The organism is Streptomyces araujoniae (genome assembly GCF_050871195.1).
Classification (GTDB): domain Bacteria; phylum Actinomycetota; class Actinomycetes; order Streptomycetales; family Streptomycetaceae; genus Streptomyces; species Streptomyces bacillaris.
Genome location: NZ_CP194070.1, coordinates 2,702,756 through 2,723,394 on the forward strand (window position 1 = coordinate 2,702,756; position 20,639 = coordinate 2,723,394).

The following is a 20,639-nucleotide window of genomic DNA, read 5'->3' on the forward strand; positions in this document are numbered from 1 at the left end:
GAGATACATGACCGGCACAGACGATGTCCTGCTTGTCCACGGCGGCACCCCGCTGGAGGGCGAGATCCGCGTCCGAGGCGCCAAGAACCTGGTGCCGAAGGCCATGGTCGCCGCGCTGCTCGGCAGCGGGCCCAGCCGCCTCCGCAACGTTCCCGACATCCGTGACGTACGGGTGGTCCGGGGGCTCCTCCAGCTGCACGGCGTCACGGTCCGCCCCGGTGACGAGCCGGGCGAACTGATCCTCGACCCCTCGCACGTCGAGTCGGCCAACGTCGCCGACATCGATGCCCACGCGGGTTCGTCGCGCATCCCGATCCTCTTCTGCGGCCCCCTGCTGCACCGCCTCGGCCACGCCTTCATCCCGGGCCTGGGCGGCTGCGACATCGGCGGCCGGCCGATCGACTTCCACTTCGAGGTGCTCCGCCAGTTCGGCGCGACCATCGAGAAGCGGGCCGACGGCCAGTACCTGGAGGCCCCGCAGCGGCTGCGCGGCACCAAGATCCGGCTGCCGTACCCCTCGGTGGGCTCCACCGAGCAGGTGCTGCTCACCGCCGTCCTCGCCGAGGGCGTCACCGAGCTGTCCAACGCGGCGGTCGAGCCGGAGATCGAGGACCTCATCTGCGTGCTGCAGAAGATGGGCGCGATCATCTCCATGGACACCGACCGGACCATCCGGATCACCGGTGTCGACCGGCTGGACGGCTACACCCACCGGGCGATCCCGGACCGCCTGGAGGCGGCCTCCTGGGCGTCGGCCGCGCTGGCGACCGAGGGCAACATCTATGTGCGCGGGGCCCAGCAGCGCTCGATGATGACCTTCCTCAACACCTACCGCAAGGTCGGCGGTGCCTTCGAGATCGACGACGAGGGCATCCGCTTCTGGCACCCGGGCGGCGCGCTCAACGCGATCGCGCTGGAGACGGACGTCCACCCCGGCTTCCAGACCGACTGGCAGCAGCCCCTGGTGGTGGCGCTGACGCAGGCCGCGGGGCTCTCCATCGTCCACGAGACGGTGTACGAGTCGCGGCTCGGCTTCACCTCCGCGCTCAACCAGATGGGTGCGCACATCCAGCTGTACCGCGAGTGCCTGGGCGGTTCGGACTGCCGCTTCGGCCAGCGCAACTTCCTGCACTCGGCGGTCGTCTCCGGACCGACGAAGCTCCAGGGCGCCGATCTGGTCATCCCCGACCTGCGCGGCGGCTTCTCGTACCTGATCGCGGCGCTGGCGGCCCAGGGGACCTCCCGGGTGCACGGCATCGACCTGATCAACCGCGGTTACGAGAACTTCATGGAGAAGCTGGAGAAGCTCGGCGCGAAGGTGGAGCTGCCGGGCGGTTCCCTGGTCTGACCCCGCACAGCGCTGCCGCACACAGCACTGCGCACCCGGTGCCCCGGTCCCCTCGCCGAGGGGGGCGGGGCACCGGCCTTTTCCCGGGCCCCTCGGCGAGGCGGCAGGTCGGCCCGGGTACGCCCCTCGGCGAGGCGGCCGCCCGCCCGGAGCCCACAGCCGCCCGAGGCGGCCCTCAGCGGCCCCCGGACGCCCCTCCCGTACGGCGGTGGCACCCGGGCGGCACCCCCGGCGGCCCGTACGGCCTACGGGGGCATGAGCGGCCCGCATGTGCCTCTGGCATGCGCGAGGGCGGCCACTCCCCGTGGGAAGTGGCCGCCCTCATCGTGCGCCTCGGGGGTTACTTGCCCTTGGCGGCTTCCTTGAGCTTCGAGCCCGCGGAGACCTTCACGCTGTAGCCGGCCGGGATGTTGATCGGGTCGCCGGTCTGCGGGTTGCGCGCGGTGCGAGCGGCACGGTGGGTGCGCTCGAAGGTCAGGAAGCCGGGGATGGTGACCTTCTCGTCGCCCTTGGCGACGATCTCACCGACGGTCTCGGCGAGCGCGGCCAGCACGGCGTCGGCGTCCTTGCGGGTCACCTCGGCACGGTCGGCCAGGGCGGCCACCAGCTCACTGCGGTTCATGTTGTTACTCCCGTGTTCTTCTTGCCTGTGAGGCGTGAGATCGAAGCCGATGCTGCCAGGGCCCTCTGACAGTCCCCGGACCCGGGTCTGATGTCAGACCCTCGCGCCCGATTACGCATCCTGCCCCCACCTGCGGCGGGAAAGCCAATCCGGAACCCTTCGGGGTCAACGAAAAGCGCCACTGTCTGCTCGTGGTGACGTTCCGTCGGCTTCCCTTAGCGGTCCGCAGCGGATGCCGGGCCCTACGGGGCCCGCTGCCCGCCCACCCTAAAGGGGCGTTTGGGGCGCCGCGACCCGCGACGCGCCGTACGGCACGGGCGGGTGCGGCCCGGAGTGTCCCGCGCGTACCCCTGAACGGCCCAGCGAAACCGCGTGGCCTAGACGGCGGAGGCGGGGGCCTCACCGGTGCCCGCGGCCGCCTTCGCGGCCGCCCGGACGGCTCCGGCGACCGCACCGGCCACCTTGTCGTTGAAGACCGAGGGGATGATGTAGTTCGCGTTGACCTCGTCCTCGCCGACCACATCGGCGAGGGCTCCGGCGGCGGCGAGCATCATCTCCGTGTTGACGGTGCGGGACTGAGCGTCCAGCAGACCGCGGAAGACACCCGGGAAGACCAGCACGTTGTTGATCTGGTTGGGGAAGTCGGAGCGGCCGGTGGCGACGACGGCGGCGGTCTCGCGGGCGACCGCGGGGTCGACCTCGGGGTCCGGGTTCGCGAGCGCGAACACGATCGCGCCCTCGGCCATCGCCGCGACGTCGTCCCCGTTGAGGACGTTGGGGGCGGAGACGCCGATGAAGACGTCGGCGCCGACCACGGCCTGCTTGAGGGTGCCGGTGACGCCCTCGGGGTTGGTGTTGTCCGCGATCCAGCGCAGCGGCGAGTCGGGGTCGGCGGCGACCAGGTCCTCGCGCCCGGCGTGCACGACGCCGTGGATGTCGGCGACGACGGCGTGCTTGACACCGGCGGCGATCAGCAGCTTCAGGATGGCCGTACCGGCGGCGCCGGCACCGGACATGACGACCCGTACGTCCCCGATGTTCTTGCCCACCACGCGCAGGGCGTTGGTCAGCGCGGCGAGCACGACGATGGCGGTGCCGTGCTGGTCGTCGTGGAAGACGGGGATGTCCAGGGCCTCGCGGAGCCGGGCCTCGATCTCGAAGCAGCGGGGGGCGGAGATGTCCTCCAGGTTGATGCCCGCGAAGCCGGGGGCGATCGCCTTGACGATCTCGACGATGGCGTCGGTGTCCTGGGTGTCCAGGCAGATCGGCCAGGCGTCGATGCCGGCGAAGCGCTTGAAGAGGGCCGCCTTGCCCTCCATGACGGGCAGCGAGGCCATCGGGCCGATGTTGCCGAGGCCGAGCACCGCGGACCCGTCCGTCACGACCGCGACGGAGTTGCGCTTGATCGTGAGGCGGCGGGCGTCCTCGGGGTTCTCGGCGATCGCCATGCAGACCCGGGCGACGCCGGGGGTGTAGATCATCGAGAGGTCGTCACGGTTGCGGATGGGGTGCTTGGACGCCATCTCGATCTTGCCGCCGAGGTGCATGAGGAACGTACGGTCGGAGACCTTGCCCAGCACGACGCCCTCGATGCCGCGCAGGCCCTCGACGATCTCGTCCGCGTGCGAGGTGGAGGTGGCCGCGATCGTGACGTCGATCCGCAGCTTCTCGTGGCCGGACGCCGTCACGTCGAGGCCGGTGACCGACCCTCCCGACGACTCCACGGCCGTGGTGAGCTGGGAGACCGCGGTGCCGCTCGCGGGCACCTCCAGCCTGACCGTCATCGAGTACGAGACGCTGGGCGCCGTTGCCATGGCCGAGTCCTTCGCTTTCCTCAAGCTTCATTGCTTCGCATCCGGAACCCTCGTTCCGGTAACGCTTCCCGATCGTCGCACCTACCGACTGGTAGCCGTTAATGACTGCCATCTTTCGGAAAGTGTTTTCCACCATACGAGAAGTCACCCGTTCGGCGGAACCCCCAACCGCCTCCGAACACTCCAGCCGCCCCCGAACGGGCTCCGAACGGCTCCGAAACGACAACAGACCCGCGCCACCGACAGGTGACGCGGGTCTGTCCTTCACGTTAGGTGGCACCGACCCGCCATGCTCGCCTCGCGGCAAGTGGTCGCTCGAAGCGACGAAGGTTGGGCCCGGGGGCTTGGATCGAGCCGGTGCCAGTACCACGGTAACAAAGACCCCGGAGAAGTGATTCCCCGTGCGCCGTGTTGACGAAAGGTGCTCGGCCCCCGGGCCGGGGCATCCGCTCCCCCGGCCCGGCAGGACCCGCTCCCCCGGCCCGCCAGGTCAGTCCCGCAGCAGGTCCGGCACCCCGTCCGCGTCCGGCATGTCCCGCTCCCCCGACACCACCGTGAGCTGCTGCGTGGCCCGGGTCAGCGCCACGTACAGCACCCGCAGCCCCGCCGGGGACTCGTCCGCGATCTCCGCGGGCGAGACGACCACCGTGGCGTCGTACTCCAGGCCCTTCGCCTCCAGGCTGCCCAGCGCCACCACCCGCTCGCCCAGCTCCGCCAGCCACGCGCGGGCCTCGGCGCGCCGGTCCATCGCCACGACCACGCCCACCGTGCCGTCCACCTCCGCCAGCAGCCGGCGCGCCTCCGCGCGGACCGTGGCGGCCAGGTCCCCGTCCCGTACGGGCTCGAAGCGCGGCACCACCCCGGTCGAGCGGACCGCCGACGGGGACTCCATGCCGGGCATGGCGAGCGCCAGCACCTTCGCGGCCAGCTCCGCGATCTCGGCCGGGTTGCGGTAGTTGACGGTGAGGGTGAAGCGGCGGCGCGGCCGGGAGCCGAGCGCCTCGTCCCGGGCGGCGGCCGCCTCGTCCGGGTCGGACCAGGAGGACTGGGCCGGGTCGCCGACGATCGTCCAGGTCGCGTGGCGGCCCCGGCGGCCCACCATCCGCCACTGCATGGGCGTCAGGTCCTGGGCCTCGTCGACGATGACGTGCGCGTACTCCGTGCGCTCCGCCGCCAGCCGCTCGGCCCGCTCCCACTGGGTCTCCTCGCGCTGCGGCATCAGCTCCTCCAGGCCGGAGAGCTGGTCCAGCGGGTCCATCTCGCGCCTGCGCTTCGGGCGGGCCGGGGTGCCCAGCAGCGCCTGGAGCTCGTCCAGGAGCGCCACGTCGTGGACGGAGAGGGGGCCGCTGCCGTCCGCCGTGTCCAGCCGCTTCAGGGAGCGGGCCAGCCGGCGCGCCTCGCCCTGGTTGAGGACGCGCCGGGACCAGCGGGCGAGCCGCTTCTCGTCGGCCATCGCGGCCAGCACCCGGCGCGGGGTCAGCTCGGGCCACCAGGCGTCCAGGAACTCCAGGAACGGGGCCTCGGTGGAGACGTCCTCGTCGAAGGAGGAGCGCAGCTCCGCCACCAGCTGCGGGTCGGTGTAGCGGCCGCGCCCCGAGGATCTGCTCCACAGGGCGTCGAGGAGCAGCTTGCGGGCGCGCGGGCGCAGCAGGTTGACGGGGGCGGTGCCGCCGAGGACGTTGTGCCGGATGCGGCGGAGTTCGTCGGCCTCCAGCTCGATACGGGCTCCGAAGGCGACGACCCGGAGCCGGGTGGGGGTGGCCGGGGCGGCAGCCCGCTCGGGCTCGTCCCCGAAGGCCAGCTGGCCGCCCGCGCCGGCCGGCGCCGGCACCTCCAGCGCGCCCCGGGCCGCCTTGCGCAGCACCGCGAGCATCCGGGAGGAGCCCTTGATCCGGGCGATGGCCGGTTCGTCGTAGGCGGTGGCGCCCTCCGGCCCGGTCGCCTCCTCGGTGAGCGAGCCGATCGCGCGGATCGCGACCTGCCCCTCCTCCCCGAGGGAGGGCAGCACGCCCTCGGTGTAGGCGACCAGGAGCGGGGTGGGCGAGACGATCAGGATGCCGCCCGCGTACCGCCGCCGGTCCTGGTAGAGGAGGTACGCGGCCCGGTGCAGGGCGACGGCCGTCTTGCCGGTGCCGGGGCCGCCGGTGACCTCGGTGACCGAGGCGGCGGGGGCCCGGATGACCAGGTCCTGTTCGGCCTGGATGGAGGCGACGATGTCCCGCATGGTGTGGCTGCGGGCCTGACCGAGGGCGGCCATCAGGGCCCCGTCCCCGATCACCGGCAGCTTCTCGCCGCCCAGATACGCCGTCAGCTCCGGGCGCATCAGGTCGTCCTCGACCCCGAGGACCTTGCGCCCCTTGGAGCGGATGACCCGGCGGCGCACGACCCGGCCCGGGTCCTTGGGCGTGGAGCGGTAGAACGGGGCGGCGGCCGGGGCCCGCCAGTCGATCACCAGCGGCGCGTAGTCGGCGTCCAGGACCCCGATCCGGCCGATGTGGAGCGTCTCCGCGATGTCGGCGGTGGCGTCCTCGCGTACCGCGTCGTCGGCCGGCTCGACGGAGGTGTACGCGCCGTCCGGGCCGCGCTCACCGTCCTTGCCGAGCAGCAGGTCGATCCGGCCGAAGAGGAAGTCCTCGAACTCGCTGTTGAGCCGGTTGAGGTGGACGCCCGCCCGGAAGACCTGGGCGTCCCGCTCGGCGAGGGCGCCGGGCGTGCCGACCTGCCCGCGTTTGACGGCGTCGTGCATGAGAAATTCCGCCTCGTCGATCTTCTCTTCGAGGCGGTGGTAAACCCGGTCCAGATGTTCCTGCTCGACACCGATCTCCCGGTCCCGCAGCGAATCGACAGCGGCATCCTGCGCGGCCACCGAGGCCCCCTTCTGACGTGCATTGGGCAGCCGTCAACCCTATGCGAAGGGGGACCCGCGCGCACCTGCCGTCCACGCCGCGAGTGTTGCGATTGCGCGTCGGAAGGGCGTCCCGGAGGCCGCCTCGGGGGACGCCCCGGCCCGGAACGGTCCGGAACCGTCCGCTCAGGCGCCGATCTCCACCAGCCGCTCCCCGTCGAAGGTCCGCACCTCGAACCGGGCGATGTCCTCGCGGGACATCGCGGCGCCCCCGTGCACGTACAGCGGGGCCTTCGCCGACGCGTGCGACGAACCCTCGATGCCGTACCCCCACTTCGGGACCGACCAGGAGGTGACGACCTCCTCCTCACCGGTCTTGGAGACGGCGACGAGCACGCACTTCTGCGGCCCCTTGACGTTCTTCAGCTCCAGGACCGTGTGCGTGCCCCACGCCTTCTTCTCCATGCCGATCGTCGCGCCGACCCGGGTGGTGGGGTCGGTCCCGGAGACCTTCTCCGGGAGGTGCTCGAAGAAGGAGTCCTCGGCCGGGCTGGTGGGGTGCGGCTCCCCGGTGGCGGCTGGGCGTCCGCCGCCCTCGTCGCCCCCGGTGACGGCGACGGCCGCGACCGGGCCGCCGATGATCAGCGCGGCGGCGGCCACGAGATACCGGCTGCGCTTCGTACGGCGGTGGCGCCGGTGCGCGACCTCGTCCATCAGCCCGCCGAGCACCTTGGGCGCGGGCGGCTCGGGAACCCGCGGTAGGGGACGGGCCCCGGGCACCGCCGTCGGCGCCTCGGCCAGCATCGCGAGCATGGGCTCCATCCCGGCGAACTCGTCGAGATGCGCCGAGCACCGGGCGCACCCGGCGAGATGGGCCTCGAAGGCGCTCGCCTGGGCGTCGTCCAGGATGCCCAGGACATAGGCGGCGGCCGCGTCGTGCTCGGACCCCTCGGGCTCCCCGCCGAACGACGGCCCGGGGCCGGAGGGATGGCCGGGACCGACGGGTCCGGGGCCGCCGGAGGGATACCCGGGGCCGGTGGGACCGGAGGAGTGCCAGGGTCCGGTTCCGCCGACGGAATGCCCGGGGCCGGTGGGGCCGGCGGAGTGCCCGGGGGTGGAGAGATACGCGGGCCCTGAGGGGTGTGCAGGACCCGCGGGATACGGGGGATTCGAGGAACCCGAGGGGTGGGCGAAACCAGAGCGGCCCGAGGAGGGGGAGGAACCAGAGCGGCCCGGGGAGCCCGACGAACCCGGGAAACCCGAGGGGCCGGTGGAACCCGAGGGGCCCGGGGAGCCCGAAGGGCCCGACGAGCCGGAGGGGCCTGTGGACCCCAAGAAGCCCGGGGAGCCCAAGGGGCCGGTGGAGCCTGAGGAGCCCGGGGAGCCCGAAGGGCCGGTGGAACCCGACGAGCCCGAGGAGCCGGAGGGGCCTGTGGACCCCAAGAAGCCCGGGGAGCCCAAGGGGCCGGTGGAGCCTGAGGAGCCCGGGGAGCCCGAAGGGCCGGTGGAACCCGAGGGGTCCGGGAACCCCAAGGAGCCCGGGGAGCCCAAGGAGCCCGGGGAGCCCGAGCGGTGAGAGGGGGCCGAGGCGTGGGAGGGACGGCCGGAACCCGTGGGGGACGGGGAGTTCGAGGGACCGGTGGGCCTGCGGGGACCGGGAGGCCGGGGCCCGAACGGCTGCCACTGCTGGTCGCTCATGCCGTGATCCCCCTCTCTTCGAGTGCGAGCTTCATCGAACGGAGTGCGTAGAAGACCCGGGACCGCACGGTGCCGCTGGGAATGCCGAGTACCTCGGCCGCCTCGTTCACCGTACGTCCCCTGAAGTAGGTCTCGACCAATGCTTCCCGGTGCGCGGGCGTCAAATCGTCGAGCGCGTCCGACAGCGTCATCAGCCACAGCGCCTTGTCGATCTCGTCCTCCGCGGGAATGACCTCCAGCGGCGACGGATCGACCTCGCGCGGCCGGGCCTGCCGGCTGCGGTGGCCGTCGATGACGATGCGCCGGGCGACCGTCACCAGCCAGGGGCGGACGGAGCCGGTGGCCCGGTTGAGCCGGCCGGCGTTCTTCCAGGCACGGATGAGCGTCTCCTGCACGACGTCCTCGGCCCGCTGGCGGTCGCCCGCCACCAGGCGGAGGACGTACGCGAGCAGCGGCCCGGCGTGTTCGCGGTAGAGGGCCCGCATCAGCTCCTCGTCGGGTATCCCGGCCGGGGGCGTGGGCGGCTCACCGCGATGGCGAGCCCTGTGCGGACGGTCATCGGCCACGGCCGCATCCTTGCGCACCCGAAACCTCCTGGTCGAGACCCTGGATGGAGTCCTTCGGACAGAGTTACGGAGGGGGGCGCGGGATCATTCAACGCCGGGTCATATTTCTTCCGCGGAGGGGTCGGAAGGGGCGGCACCGGCCGTCGGCACGGCCGCCGCGGCGGCCGTGCGGCGCCGGTGCCGGGCGACCCGTTCCCGGTTGCCGCAGACCTCGCCGGAGCACCAGCGGCGCCGGCCCCCGCGCGAGGTGTCCAGGTAGAGCCGGTGGCAGGCGTCGCCCGCGCAGCGGCGCAGGGCGGAGCGCGCCACCGGGTCGGTGAGCAGGTCCACCGCGTCCCGGGCCACGACCGCGAGGAGCCCCGCGCAGTCGGGTTCGGTGCTCAGGGTCCGTACCAGCGCGCCGCCCTCGCCGCGCACCGCGCGCGGACTCGGAGGGGCATGCGCGGCAAGGGAGTTGACCCGCTCCAGGGCGTATCCCTCACCTGGGCAGCCGGGTTGGGAGGCGGCCGGTTCGACGTCCGTCTCCCGCAAGGCCAGTTGGGCTGCCATCAGCCGTTCCACGTCCGCCCGCAATTCCCGGAAGCGGGTCAGCCAGGCGGTGTCCAGGGCGGTCAGCGCGGTGCCCGGCGGGACGAGCCGGGCGGCGGTCAGCCAGCCGGCCAGCCGGGCCGGTCCTTCGAGCTGCTCCCGGGCGCGGGGCGTCCCGCCCCCGGGCCCGGTGGCCACCAGGTCGAGGCAGATCCGGCCGGAGTCGAACCGCCACACGTACGCGCCCCTGCCCGCCGCCATGAGCCTGTCACCGCCTCGGGGTCACCGGTCGGATGCCACCCTCCAGAGTGCCCCCGCCGGACCCGCGCGTCACCCCCGCTACGGTGACGGCCATGAACGGACGTGGCGGAGGGGCCGCCGGGGCGGAGTTCGCTCTCGCGGCAGACGGGCTGCTGCTGCGGCCCTGGGGCGAGACGGACGTACCGGCGCTGCTGAAGGCGTACGACGATCCGGTGATGCGGCAGTGGGTGCGGCGGCCCGTGTCCTCGCCCGAAGAGGCCGCCCGCTGGCTGGAGTCGCAGCGTGCGGGGTGGGCGTCCGGGACCCGGTTCAGCTTCGCCGTGACGGATGCCGCGCGGGGCGGGGAGCTGGTCGGCAACCTGGCGCTGAAGCGGCCGGGGCCGGACCCGGAGCGGGCCGAGGTGGGGTACTGGACGGCGGCGTGGGCGCGCGGGCGGGGCGTGGCGCCCCGGGCGCTGGAGGCGCTGACCGCCTGGGCGTTCGCGGCGTTCGCCGAAGAGGGGCTGGTCCGGCTGGAGTTGCTGCACCAGGTGGACAACGTGGCGTCCTGCCGGGTGGCGGAGAAGTCCGGTTACGCGTTCGCGCAGCTGCTGGACGCGCTGCCGCCGGAGTTCCCGCTCGACGGCCATCTGCATGTGCGCGGGGCGCCGTCGGAGGCGTACGGGGGTGGTGCCGCTCAGGACGCCCCCGGAGCGTCGCCCGCCGGAGCCAACGACACCCGGTAGCCGCGTTTCACGACGGCGTTCGGGGGTGGTGCCGCTCAGGACGCCCCCGGAGTGTCCCCCGCCGGGTCCAGCGACAGCCGGTAGCCGCGTTTCACGACGGTCTGGATCAGCTTCGGTACCCCCAGCGCCGAGCGCAGCCGGGCCATCGCGGTCTCCACCGCGTGCTCGTCGGTGCCGCTGCCGGGCAGGGCCCGCAGCAGGTCGGCGCGGGCCACCACCCAGCCGGGGCGGCGCGCCAGGGCGTGCAGGAGGGCCATGCCCGCGGGGGGCACCGCGCGCGGTTCGCCGTCGACCAGGACGGCGTGGCCCCGGACCTCGACGCGGTGGCCGGCGATGGGCAGGACCCGTGTCCGGGTGGGGAGTTGGGCACAGACGAGCTGGACGAGGGGGCCCAGGCGGAAGCGTTCGGGCTGGACGGTGGGGATGGCGCGGGCCTGGAGCGGGAGGGCGGCGACCGGTCCGACGCAGGCGGCCAGCACGTCGTCGCGCAACGCCCCCAGCAGTTCCGGGAGCAGCCCGCGCTCCTCGGCCCGGCCCAGGAACGAGGCGGCGGCGGGGGCGCTGGTGAAGGTGACGGCGTCCAGGGCGCGGGCGGCGGTGGCGTCGAGCAGCCGGTCGAGCGGGGCGATGTCCCTCGGGGGCGTCCAGCGGTGGACGGGGACGCGGACGGTCCCGGCGCCCGCCGCCCGGAGGGACTCGGTGAAGCCGGGGGGCGGTTCGCCGTGCAGCTGGACGGCGATGCGGCGGCCCGCGACCCCCTCGGCCAGGAGCCGGTCGAGGACCTCGGCCGGGGATGCGGACCCGGGCGACCAGGCCCCGGCGAGTCCGGCGGCCCGGACGGCGGCCTCGGCCTCGGGGCCCCGGGCGAGGAGTTCGGCGCCGCGCAGCCGCTCCAGGAGCGCGTCCCCGAGGCCCCAGCCGTGGGCGGCCTCCACCCAGCCCCGGAAGCCGATCGCGGTGGTGGCGACCACCACGTCGGGAGCGTGATCGATCAACTCCTGTGTCGTGTCGCGGAGTTCGTTGTCCTCGGCGGGCGGGACGATCCGCAGGGCGGGGGCGTGCTGGACGGCGGCGCCGCGCCGCTTGAGGAGGGTGGCCTGCTCCTCGCCGCGGCGCGCGGCGGTCACTCCGACCGTGAAGCCCGCGAGAGGGCCGTGGGTGGTGTCGTCGTCCTGCATGGCGTGTCCCGGCTCTCGTGGTCCTGCTGGCTGGTGCGGCGACCGTGGTCCTGGTGGGGCCGGGTGCCCGATCGCGGGTCCTGCTGACTCGTGTGCGGTGCGCGGCTGCGCGGCTGCGGAGGCCCGAGACTGCCAACCCTGCGTGACAGCACCGGTACTCCCGTATTTCCCGGCCGTTACGTCATGGGCCGCCGGGGGCACGCCTCCCCCACACCTGTGCGTAACCGACCTGTGCTTTCGGGGTGACGGACGCGGGGCGGCGAAGGTATACGGGATGCGGACCAGCGCCCGACGCCAGGTGGCGCACCTCTGGAGGCCGCGCTCGACCGACACCAGGCGCGCACCTCTGGTGGCCGCGCGACCCAGACCAGGCGCGCACCCTGGAGGCCGCGCGACCGACACCAGGGAGAGCGCCCCTAGAGGCCGCGCATCACGGACAGGTCCCCCTCGGGCAGCCAGGAGCCGGAAGGGCGCTCCAGCCACCCTTCCTCCCTGCCCAGCCGCTCGGCGGCGGCGCGGAGGGCGTCCAGGCCGGGGTGCCGCAGGCCCTTGCGCCAGACCATCGTCAGGGGCGACAGCGGAACGGGGTCGACGAGCGGGCGCAGCACGGTCCCCGGCAGCGGCGGGAAGTCCGTCACCGCGAGGACGGGGTGCCCGCCCTTCGCCATGACCCGCTGGAATTCGGCCACCCCCACGGCGAGCGGCACGGGCGGGGCCATGCCGATCCCCCAGGCGGCGAAGAGCAGCGCCGCCAGCTCGGTCCACTCCCGGGTCCGCTCGTTGCCCGCCCCCGCGTAGACGGTCGTCCCGGACAGTTCGGCCAGGGGGATGGCCGCGCGTCCGGCGAGGGGGTGGGCGGTGGGCAGCATCAGGGCCATCGGCTCGTACCGCACCGGCTGCACGGAGAGTCCGGCCCGCACCCCGGGGGCCAGCCCGGCGGCCCGGCCGAAGGAGACGTCGAGCCGCCCGGCCAGGATCTCGGAGGCGGCCCAGGTGAGCCCGGACTCGAACCGGGCCATCAGCTCGCACTCCGGGGCGATCTCCCGGGCCCGCGCCAGCACCCGGGCGGCGGTCATCCCGTCCGTGTTCAGGTCGACCAGCAGCGGCCGGGCGGACCCGCCGCCGAAGGCCCCGGCGAGTTCGGCGTGCGCGTCGAGCACCCGGCGCGCGTACGGCAGCAGCCGCTCGCCGTCCGGGGTGAGGGAGACCTGCCGGGTGGTGCGGACGAACAGCTCCGCGCCGAGTTCGCGCTCCAGCCGCCGGATGTCGCGGCTCAGCGCCTGCTGGGCGACGAAGAGGCGAGCGGCGGCGCGGGTGAAGTGCAGCTCCCCGGCGACGGCGAGGAAGGCGCGGAGGAGCCGGGGGTCGGTGTCGGGGGCGGGCACACGGCGAATCTACAACGCGACGGGCGATTGACAACAACAGTGCGTGAATGGGTCGCCAGAAGGTGTTGGACCGGGACGGCCGGGCACGGCGAGCCTGGTCCCATGCCGAAGTCCCCCGCCCCCGCTCCCCCTGCCCGCACGTCCCCCGCCTCCGCCCTCCGCGCCCGTACGTCCCCCGCCTCCGCGCCCCCCGCCCGTACGCCCTCCGCCCCGCTGCTGACCGTCGCCGGGGGCCAGCTGGTGGCGGCCCCGCGCCCATCGCCGGAGCAGGCCGTCCGGGTACGGGAGCGCCCGACGCCCCGGAACCCCTACCTCCGGCTGCTCGCCACCCCCGGCGCCCGCGCCTTCACGGCGGGCAACCTGATCGCCCGGCTCCCGATGGGGATGCTCAGCGTCAGCGCGGTGATCATGATCGCCGGGTCCCGGGGCTCGTACGCGCTCGCCGGGGCCGTCACCGCGACCGGCCTCGCCGCCACGGCGGTCGTCGCCCCCTTCACGGCCCGGCTGGTGGACCGCCACGGCCAGGCCAGGATCGCCGTGCCCGCGACCGCGCTCGCCGTGCTGGGCTCGCTCGCGCTGGTGCTCTGCGTCCGGTACGGGGCCCCGGCCTGGACGCTCTTCGTGGCGTACGCCGCCACCGCGACCACCCCCAACACCGGCGGGATGTCCCGGGCCCGCTGGGCGCACCTCCACCGGGGCGACCCGGCGGCCCTGCACACCGCGAACTCCTTCGAACAGGCGGCGGACGAGCTGTGCTTCATGCTGGGCCCGGTCCTCGCGGCCACCCTCTGCGGGGCGCTGTTCCCGGAGGCGGGGACGCTGGTGGGGGCGTTCCTGCTGATGACCGGGGTGCTGATCTTCGCGGCCCAGCGCGCGACGGAACCGCCGCCCAACCCCCGTACGCACAGGACCACTTCACCTCTCCGCACCCCGGGGATGCCCGCGCTGCTGGCGGTCTTCCTGGCGACGGGTGCGGTGTTCGGGGCGCTGGAGGTGGTCTCCATCGCCCATGCCGGGGGCGCGATCCTGGCGCTCCAGGCGGCAGGCTCATGCGCGGCGGGGCTGCTCTACGGCTCCCTGCGCCCGGCCCGGAACGTGCGCCGCAGGCTGCTGCTCTGCCTGGCCGCCATGACCGCCCTGATGTCCCTGCCCCTGCTGGCCGCCGCCTCCACGGCCTCGCTGCCCGTCCTGGCGCTCTGCCTGCTGCTGGCGGGCGCGGCGACGGCGCCCACCATGGTGACGGGCATGACGCTGGTCCAACGCTCCACGCCCCCCGGCCAGTTGAACGAGGGCATGACGCTCTCGGTGACGGCCCTGCTGGGCGGGGTGGCGGCGGGCGCGGCGACGGGCGGCTGGCTGGTGGAGCACGCCGGTACGGTCTCCGGCTACGCGGCCCCGACGGGGGCGGCGGCCCTCGCCCTGGTCATCGCGGCGGCGGGGGCGTACGGGTGGCATCGGCGGCCGATCCCAGCGGGATGACGAGCGGGCTGTGCGCCACGGGGTCCTCGATGACCCGGCAGGGCAGCGCGAAGACCTCCTCCACCAGGGCCTCGGTGATCAGCTCGGCCGGGGGCCCCTCCGCCACGACCGCCCCGTCCTTCATGGCGATGACGTGGGTGCCGTACCGGGCCGCCTGGTTGAGGTCGTGGAGGACGGCGACGAGCGTGCGGCCCTCCCGGTTGAGCCGCCGGAACAGCTCCAGGAGCTCGATCTGGTGGGCGATGTCGAGGAAGGTCGTCGGTTCGTCGAGCAGCAGCAGCGGGGTCTCCTGGGCCAGCACCATCGCCACCCAGACCCGCTGGCGCTGCCCGCCGGACAGCTCGTCGACGAGGCGGCCGGAGAGTTCGGTGGTGCCGGTCTCGGCCAGGGCCCGCACGACGGCCGCCTCGTCCGCGCGCGACCACTGCTTGATGAGCTTCTGGTGCGGATGGCGGCCTCGCGCGACGAGGTCGGCGACGGTGATGCCGTCCGGGGCGAGCGAGGTCTGCGGCAACAGGCCGAGCGTGCGGGCGACTTCCTTCGCCTTGTACGAGGTGATGGCGCGCCCGTCCAGGACCACCTGGCCGGTGCTGGGCCGCAGCAGCTTCGCGAGGCCGCGCAGGAGCGTGGACTTGCCGCAGGCGTTGGGGCCGACGATCACGGTGAAGGAGCCGTCGGGGATCGCCACGGAGAGGTTCGCCGAGATGGTGCGGCGGTCGTAGCCGATGGTGATGTCCTGTGCGTACAAGCGCACTTGGGCGGGCGCGGCTGCGGCTGCGGCTGCGGTGGGGGCGTCGGGGAGCCGGGTGGTCATGGGGTCTCTCTCGGGTGTCAGGGGGTTCATGTCCGGCGGGCTTCCCGCACGAGCAGCCAGATGAAGTACAGGCCGCCGATCGACACGGTCACGATGCCGACGGGCAGTTGGACGGGGGCGAACAGCCGCTGGCCCACCAGATCGGCCAGGGCCAGCAGGAACGCGCCGAGCACCGCCGAGGGCAGCAGGGCGACCGAGGGACCCCGGGTGATCCGGCGGGCGATCTGCGGGGCGGCCAGCGCGATGAAGGCGATCGGCCCGGCGGCGGCGGTGACCAGGGCGATCAGCGCGACCCCGAGCACCAGGGGGACCAGCCGCACCGCCTCCGTCCGGGTGCCGAGCGCGGCGGCCGCGTCGTCGCCCAGCTCCAGGGTGCGCAGCGCCGGCCCGCAGGCGGCGGCGAGCGGGACGAGCAGCAGGAGCAGACCGAGGACGGGCCACAGCTGGTCGTAGCCGAGGCTGTTGAGGGAGCCCGCGCCCCAGACCGCCGAGAGCATGGCCTCCTCGATGCTCGCCCGGAGCACCAGCCAGGTGTTGAACGCCCCGAGCATGGCGGAGACCGCGATCCCGACGATGATCAGCCGGAACCCCTGGGCGGCGCCCCGGCGGTAGGCGAGCACGAAGACCACGAACGCGGTGAGGACGCCCCCGGCCAGCGACCCGGCGGCCACCTGGTAGTAGCCGCCGCCGGTGAGCAGCATCACCACGAGGGCCCCGGTGTACGAGCCGGAGGAGAAGCCGATGATGTCGGGCGAGCCCAGCGGGTTGCGGGTGATGGACTGGAAGATCGCCCCGGAGACGGCGAGGGCCGCGCCGAGCAGCACGGCGAGCAGCACCCGGGGCAGCCGCCACTCCACGACGACCGTGCGGGTGGCCGCCGGGCCTTCGCCGAACAGGGCGCGGACGACGTCGGCGAGCGGGATCTCGTACGTCCCGTAGGCCAGGGTCACCACCACGACGGCGAGGGTGAGCAGGAGGAACACCGCACAGCCGACGGCCGTGCGCACGTCGATCCGGAACGACCAGCGGCGGCCTCGCGTGACGAGGACGGACCGCCCGGAGTCGACGGCGGTGCGGTCGGTGACCTTGCCCGGTACGGGAGTCGGTGTCGGGCTCACAGGCCGCTCACCTTCTTGCGGCGGACGAGCAGGATCAGGACGGGCGCCCCGACGAAGGCGGTGACGATGCCCGCCTGGAGTTCCTGCGGGGAGAGCACCACCCGGCCGATGACGTCGGCGGCGATCAGCAGCAGGGGCGAGCAGACGGCGGTGTACGGGATGATCCAGCGCTGGTCGGGCCCGATGAACCAGCGGGCCACGTGCGGGACCATCAGCCCGACGAAGCCGATCGGCCCGGCGGCGGCGGTCGCGGACCCGGCGAGCAGGGTGACCGCGACGATCACCAGGAGGCGGGTGCGGGCGATGTCCGCGCCCAGCGACCGCGCGAGGTCGTCCCCGAGGGCCACCGCGTTGAGCGGGCGGGCGGTCAGGAGGGCGAGCAGCAGCCCGGCGCCGATGAAGGGCAGGACGGTGAACAGGATGTGCCAGTCGCGCCCCGCGAGCGAACCGGCGGACCAGCCCACGAGTTTGACGAACGCGTCCGGGTTGAGCAGCGTGATCCCGGAGGAGATCCCGGCGAGTACGGCCCCGAGCGCGACCCCGACCAGCGTCAGCCGGACGGGCGTTCCGCCGCCCCGCCCGGCCGAGCCGATGACGTAGACGAGCGCGGTGACGACGACGGCCCCCGCGAACGAGAGCCAGAGGTAGGCCCCGATCGAGGAGAGGCCGAGGAAGCCGACGCCGAGGGTGACGGCGAACCCGGCGCCCGCGTTGACGCCGAGGATGCCCGGGTCGGCCAGCGGGTTGCGGGTCAGCGCCTGGATCAGCGCCCCGGAGACCCCGAGCGCCGCCCCGGCGGCCAGCCCCAGCAGGGCTCGTGGCAGCCGGAGTTCGCGCACGATGAAGGCGTGTTCGGACCCGTCGTACGCGGTCAGCGCCCGCCACACGTCGGCGAGGGGGACGGACCGGGCGCCGACGGCCAGGGAGGCGGCGAGGGCCAGGACGAGGACGGCGAGGGCGAGGAGGAGCCCGAGGGTCCGCCCGGAGTTGCTGCGGACGAGCCCGGGGCGCGCCTCCGCCCCGGCCGCCCCGGTCCGCACCGGGGGCGCGGGGGCGACGGTGGTGGTGGTCATGGCCCGAGCCACCCCGGTCCCGCTCCGGGCGGCCCGGGCCGCGCCGGCTCTGCCGCGTACAGGTCGGTGGTCATGCGCCGAGCCACCCCGGTTCGGCTCCGTACAGGTCGGTGGTCACAGCCCGAGCTTCTCCAGTCCCGCTTCGTACAGGTCGGTGGTCACAGCCCGAGCTTCTCCAGTCCCGCTTCGTAGAGGTCCCGGCGCAGTTCCTCGTCCTCGGTCCGCTCCCAGAGGGCGTTCAGCTCGGCCAGGGTGGCGGCGTCGACGGCCTCGTACTTCTCCAGCCACTCCTCCTGCCGGTGGCGCCAGTAGCCGATGACGTCGTACCAGGCGGGCGGGAGCTTCCGCTCGTGGCGCAGATGGCGGCGGGCGTGGCGCAGTTCGCCGGACTCGCCGGCCACCCACACGTAGGTGTCGGGCGGGAGGTCGAGGCCGCGCAGGATCTCGGTGATGGCGCTGGGGGCCACGCCGTTGCCGCGACCGGGCACCCAGCGCACCTCCAGCCGGTCGGGACCGGTCAGCTCGATGCGGTGGGAGGCGTCGGCGATCTCGACGACGGCGACGGCGTGCGCGGCCGGGTCGAGCTGCTCCAACAGCCTTCCCAGGGCGGGGAGTCCGGTGGCGTCGGTGACGAAGACCTGGCGGGCGGCCGAGCCGGGCGCTTCGTACAGCGAGCGCGGCGCGCCGAAGAGCAGCCGGTCGCCGGGGACCGCCCGGGCCGCCCAGCTCCCGGCCCGGCCGTGGCCGTGGAGCACGAAGTCGATGTCGACCTCGGCGGTTTCGGGGTCGAAGCGGCGCAGGGTGTAGGGCTGGATGTGCGGGTACTGCCCGTCCGGGTAGTGCCAGTCGCCGTCCTCGTCCACCTCGGGGAGGACCAACTCGCCGTCCTCCGGCGGGAAGTGGACGCGTACGTACTCGTCGCCCACCCGGGTCGAGGGGTAGTCGCGCAGGCTCTCGCCGTGGAGGGTGAGGCGGACCATGCCGGGCGAGAGGGGCACCGCCCGGACGACCTCGGCGACGACAGGGGCGGAGGTGGTCACGCCTTGGCCTTCTCACTGATCTCGGCGAGGACGCCGTCCAGCGCGTCCAGGCTCTCGGTGCCCCACTCGAAGGAGGAGACGACGGAGGCGGGGATGTTGCGGAAGACCATGCCGTTCTTCACGGCGGGGAGGTTCTTCCAGACGGTGTTCCTGGCGAGCGTCTTGTCGACGAAGTCCCCTGCCCCGTAGGCGTAGAGGAGGATGTCGGCGTTGTCGAGCTTGCCGATCTGCTCCAGCGAGAGCCACTCGCTGACCGAGCCCTCGACGCCCTTGTGCTCGCCCTCGGTGAAGGGCCGGAACGTGGCGCCGACCGCGTCCCACACCGGCACGTAGAAGTGGCCGGCCGGGTAGGTGCCCCAGGTGGAGTGGTCCTGGCCGTAGGCGAAGACGGCGATCCGGTTCTTCTCCAGGACGTCCGCGTACTTCTTCTTCAGCTCGTCTGCCCGCTTCTCGAAGACGGCGGCCTGCTTCTCGATCTCGGCGGACTTGCCGACGGCCGCCCCGATCATCAGGGTCCGGTCCTTCCAGGCGCCGACGCCCGCCGCGTCGAGCTGGACGACGGGGGCGATGCCCTGGAGCCGCTTCAGCTCGCCCTTACGGAGGAAGCGGGTCTCGGCGAAGATCAGGTCGGGGTTCTGCTGGGCGACGGCCTCGATGTTCAGCTCGTAGTACGTCCCGATGGTGGCGGTGTCCTTGAGCGCGTCGTGGTAGCGCTTGGGCCTCAGGTCGGGGTCGTCGCTGTCGAACCCTTCGACGACGCCGACCGGCTTCACCCCGAGGTCGACCAGGGTGGCGGGCGAGTAGAAGTCGACGGAGACGATCCGCTTCGGCTCGGCGGGGACCTCGACCTTGCCCGCGATGTCGGTGACCGTACGGGTGGCGGCCCCCTTGCCCGCCGATCCGCCGCCGCCCTGCGCGCCCTCGCCGCTCGCGGAGCAGGAGGAGGCCCCCAGAACGGCGGCGGCGCTCAGGGCGAGAGCGGCGAGGAGGCGTCTGCGGGACCGGGACGGCGGCAGGGCGGACGGGCGGCGGGTGGTCATGGGACTCCTTCGGGGACCCCTGTCCGACGGCCGATGCATGGCCGAAACAGACCGGTTAGGGGAGGCTTACCTAAGGACGCTATCGCAGTTCCCATGAGGGTATGGCGACACCCTGTCCCGGTTTTACGACACGCCCCCGCCAGGGGCCCCTCAGAGCGAGGCCTCGGGCACCCCGTTGACCGAGCGGAAGTAGGCGGCGGGCGTATGGCCGGTGACCTGCCGGAAGAGATCGATGAACGTACTGGGGTTGGCATAGCCGAGCCGCCGCGAGACGGCCACGACCGGCTTACCGGCCGCGATGTCGATCAGCGCCGACCGCACACGGACGAGAATGCGCCACTGCGTGAGACTCACCCCCGTGTCCCGCTGGAACCAGCGCATCAGCGTCCGCCCGCTGAGCCCGATCATCCGCGCCCACTCCTCCGTCGTCCGGTCGTCGGCCGGGTCGGCGATGATCCGTTCCGCGATGGTGAGCAGCTCCGGGGTCTTGGGGAGCGGGATGTCCAGCGAGGCGGCCCGGACCGGCCGGATGAGGTCCACCCCCACCTGCTGGAGGCGCAGCCGCTCGTCGGTGCCCATCTCCTCGTTCTGGTTGTGGAGCAGCAGCTCGCGCAGGAGCCGGCTCATCGGGATGCCGACGACGGTGGACCAGGCGACGGTCACCAGCTCCGGGCTGAGGAAGGTGGCGTACGTGACGGCGCCCGCGCTCGCCCGGACCCGGTGCGGCATCCCGGCGGGCAGCCAGATCCCGAGGGTCGGCGGCACGAGCCACAGATGCCCGGCGGCCTCGACGGTGACGTTGCCGGTGGTGGACCAGAGCAGCTCGTGCTCCTGGTGCGCGGTCTCGGCCCACTCGGTCGGCTCGGGGGTGGCGAAGGTGCCGGTGGTCAGCAGCCAGCGGGGCTCGACCTTGGGCCCGTCGGTCGCCACGGACGCGGTCCACTCGTCGCGCTCCAGGGTCGGGGCACCCCAGAGGCGTACGGCGGATCCCTGCGGCGCGGCCACCCGGTCCCGCGCGTGGCTCTGCTGGACGTCTTCTTGTCGCTTTACCGGCATAGCCTGTCACGATACCTGCTTGTGAACAGAGACGGTCCGTTCCTAGCGT

18 protein-coding genes are annotated in these 20,639 nt (G+C 73.6%); 4 read left to right on the forward strand and 14 right to left on the reverse strand.

Features of this window, described 5'->3' with window-relative positions; all coding sequences use genetic code 11:
* The first annotated feature begins 7 nt into the window (after nt 1–7).
* Nucleotides 8–1,348 carry a UDP-N-acetylglucosamine 1-carboxyvinyltransferase gene (gene murA, locus ACQ9ZG_RS11455; RefSeq protein ID WP_018488574.1) on the forward strand — a complete coding sequence of 447 codons (1,341 nt, stop codon included), beginning with the start codon at nt 8–10 and terminating at the stop codon, nt 1,346–1,348.
* A 340-nt stretch (nt 1,349–1,688) separates the two neighbouring features.
* On the opposite strand, the gene ACQ9ZG_RS11460 is transcribed toward murA, so the two are convergent.
* The 4 genes from ACQ9ZG_RS11460 to ACQ9ZG_RS11475 form a co-directional block, all read right to left on the reverse strand.
* Complete coding sequence (locus ACQ9ZG_RS11460; protein ID WP_003968811.1) at nt 1,689–1,970, reverse strand: HU family DNA-binding protein; 282 nt, start codon at nt 1,968–1,970, stop codon at nt 1,689–1,691.
* A gap of 377 nt (nt 1,971–2,347) precedes the next feature.
* Nucleotides 2,348–3,784, reverse strand: coding sequence for an NAD-dependent malic enzyme (locus tag ACQ9ZG_RS11465; RefSeq protein ID WP_028418344.1), 1,437 nt, complete (start codon nt 3,782–3,784; stop codon nt 2,348–2,350).
* A gap of 490 nt (nt 3,785–4,274) precedes the next feature.
* Nucleotides 4,275–6,650 carry a HelD family protein gene (locus tag ACQ9ZG_RS11470; RefSeq protein ID WP_187330478.1) on the reverse strand — a complete coding sequence of 792 codons (2,376 nt, stop codon included), beginning with the start codon at nt 6,648–6,650 and terminating at the stop codon, nt 4,275–4,277.
* Nucleotides 6,651–6,815: 165 nt separating this feature from the next.
* On the reverse strand, nt 6,816–7,544 hold the full coding sequence (locus ACQ9ZG_RS11475; protein WP_499281591.1) for an anti-sigma factor family protein: 729 nt from the start codon (nt 7,542–7,544) through the stop codon (nt 6,816–6,818).
* A 409-nt stretch (nt 7,545–7,953) separates the two neighbouring features.
* On the opposite strand from ACQ9ZG_RS11475, the gene ACQ9ZG_RS11480 reads away from it, so the two are divergent.
* Nucleotides 7,954–8,205 carry a hypothetical protein gene (locus ACQ9ZG_RS11480; RefSeq protein WP_181398053.1) on the forward strand — a complete coding sequence of 84 codons (252 nt, stop codon included), beginning with the start codon at nt 7,954–7,956 and terminating at the stop codon, nt 8,203–8,205.
* Nucleotides 8,206–8,323: 118 nt separating this feature from the next.
* Here the strand turns inward: ACQ9ZG_RS11480 and ACQ9ZG_RS11485 are convergent, their stop codons facing one another.
* Together ACQ9ZG_RS11485 and ACQ9ZG_RS11490 are read right to left on the reverse strand one after the other, a co-directional pair.
* Nucleotides 8,324–8,911, reverse strand: a complete 588-nt coding sequence (locus ACQ9ZG_RS11485) for a sigma-70 family RNA polymerase sigma factor (RefSeq protein WP_026237617.1) — start codon at nt 8,909–8,911, stop codon at nt 8,324–8,326.
* An 81-nt stretch (nt 8,912–8,992) separates the two neighbouring features.
* Nucleotides 8,993–9,682 (reverse strand): CGNR zinc finger domain-containing protein, encoded by a 690-nt coding sequence (locus ACQ9ZG_RS11490; RefSeq protein WP_499280418.1) that lies wholly within the window; start codon nt 9,680–9,682, stop codon nt 8,993–8,995.
* A gap of 92 nt (nt 9,683–9,774) precedes the next feature.
* On the opposite strand from ACQ9ZG_RS11490, the gene ACQ9ZG_RS11495 reads away from it, so the two are divergent.
* Nucleotides 9,775–10,407: a GNAT family N-acetyltransferase gene (locus ACQ9ZG_RS11495; protein WP_109914703.1), complete on the forward strand. Its 633-nt coding sequence runs from the start codon at nt 9,775–9,777 to the stop codon at nt 10,405–10,407.
* A gap of 35 nt (nt 10,408–10,442) precedes the next feature.
* On the opposite strand, the gene ACQ9ZG_RS11500 is transcribed toward ACQ9ZG_RS11495, so the two are convergent.
* On the reverse strand, nt 10,443–11,585 hold the full coding sequence (locus ACQ9ZG_RS11500) for a uroporphyrinogen-III synthase (RefSeq protein ID WP_499280419.1): 1,143 nt from the start codon (nt 11,583–11,585) through the stop codon (nt 10,443–10,445).
* Nucleotides 11,586–12,001: 416 nt separating this feature from the next.
* Nucleotides 12,002–12,970, reverse strand: a complete 969-nt coding sequence (locus tag ACQ9ZG_RS11505) for a LysR family transcriptional regulator (RefSeq protein WP_165273629.1) — start codon at nt 12,968–12,970, stop codon at nt 12,002–12,004.
* A gap of 102 nt (nt 12,971–13,072) precedes the next feature.
* On the opposite strand from ACQ9ZG_RS11505, the gene ACQ9ZG_RS11510 reads away from it, so the two are divergent.
* Nucleotides 13,073–14,449, forward strand: coding sequence for an MFS transporter (locus ACQ9ZG_RS11510; RefSeq protein ID WP_499280422.1), 1,377 nt, complete (start codon nt 13,073–13,075; stop codon nt 14,447–14,449).
* On the opposite strand, the gene ACQ9ZG_RS11515 is transcribed toward ACQ9ZG_RS11510, so the two are convergent.
* From ACQ9ZG_RS11515 to ACQ9ZG_RS11540, 6 genes are all read right to left on the reverse strand, one after another.
* A complete protein-coding gene (locus ACQ9ZG_RS11515; RefSeq protein ID WP_146225376.1) occupies nt 14,394–15,263 on the reverse strand; it encodes an ABC transporter ATP-binding protein in 870 nt (289 codons plus the stop codon). The two genes, ACQ9ZG_RS11510 and ACQ9ZG_RS11515, sit on opposite strands and share 56 nt — an antisense overlap.
* Nucleotides 15,264–15,289: 26 nt before the next feature.
* A complete protein-coding gene (locus ACQ9ZG_RS11520) occupies nt 15,290–16,381 on the reverse strand; it encodes a FecCD family ABC transporter permease (RefSeq protein WP_499280423.1) in 1,092 nt (363 codons plus the stop codon).
* The gene (locus ACQ9ZG_RS11525) at nt 16,378–17,454 is read right to left on the reverse strand and encodes a FecCD family ABC transporter permease (protein ID WP_499280424.1); all 1,077 of its coding nucleotides are present in this window, start codon (nt 17,452–17,454) and stop codon (nt 16,378–16,380) included. The genes ACQ9ZG_RS11520 and ACQ9ZG_RS11525 overlap by 4 nt, the downstream gene beginning before the upstream one ends.
* Before the next feature lie 158 nt (nt 17,455–17,612).
* A complete protein-coding gene (locus ACQ9ZG_RS11530; RefSeq protein WP_109917167.1) occupies nt 17,613–18,494 on the reverse strand; it encodes a siderophore-interacting protein in 882 nt (293 codons plus the stop codon).
* Nucleotides 18,491–19,534, reverse strand: a complete 1,044-nt coding sequence (locus tag ACQ9ZG_RS11535; protein ID WP_109917168.1) for an ABC transporter substrate-binding protein — start codon at nt 19,532–19,534, stop codon at nt 18,491–18,493. Before ACQ9ZG_RS11535 ends, ACQ9ZG_RS11530 begins: the two co-directional genes overlap by 4 nt.
* 150 nt (nt 19,535–19,684) lie before the next feature.
* Entirely contained in the window at nt 19,685–20,590 is a 906-nt protein-coding gene (locus tag ACQ9ZG_RS11540; RefSeq protein ID WP_258312383.1) for a helix-turn-helix domain-containing protein, read from the reverse strand.
* Nucleotides 20,591–20,639 lie beyond the last annotated feature (49 nt).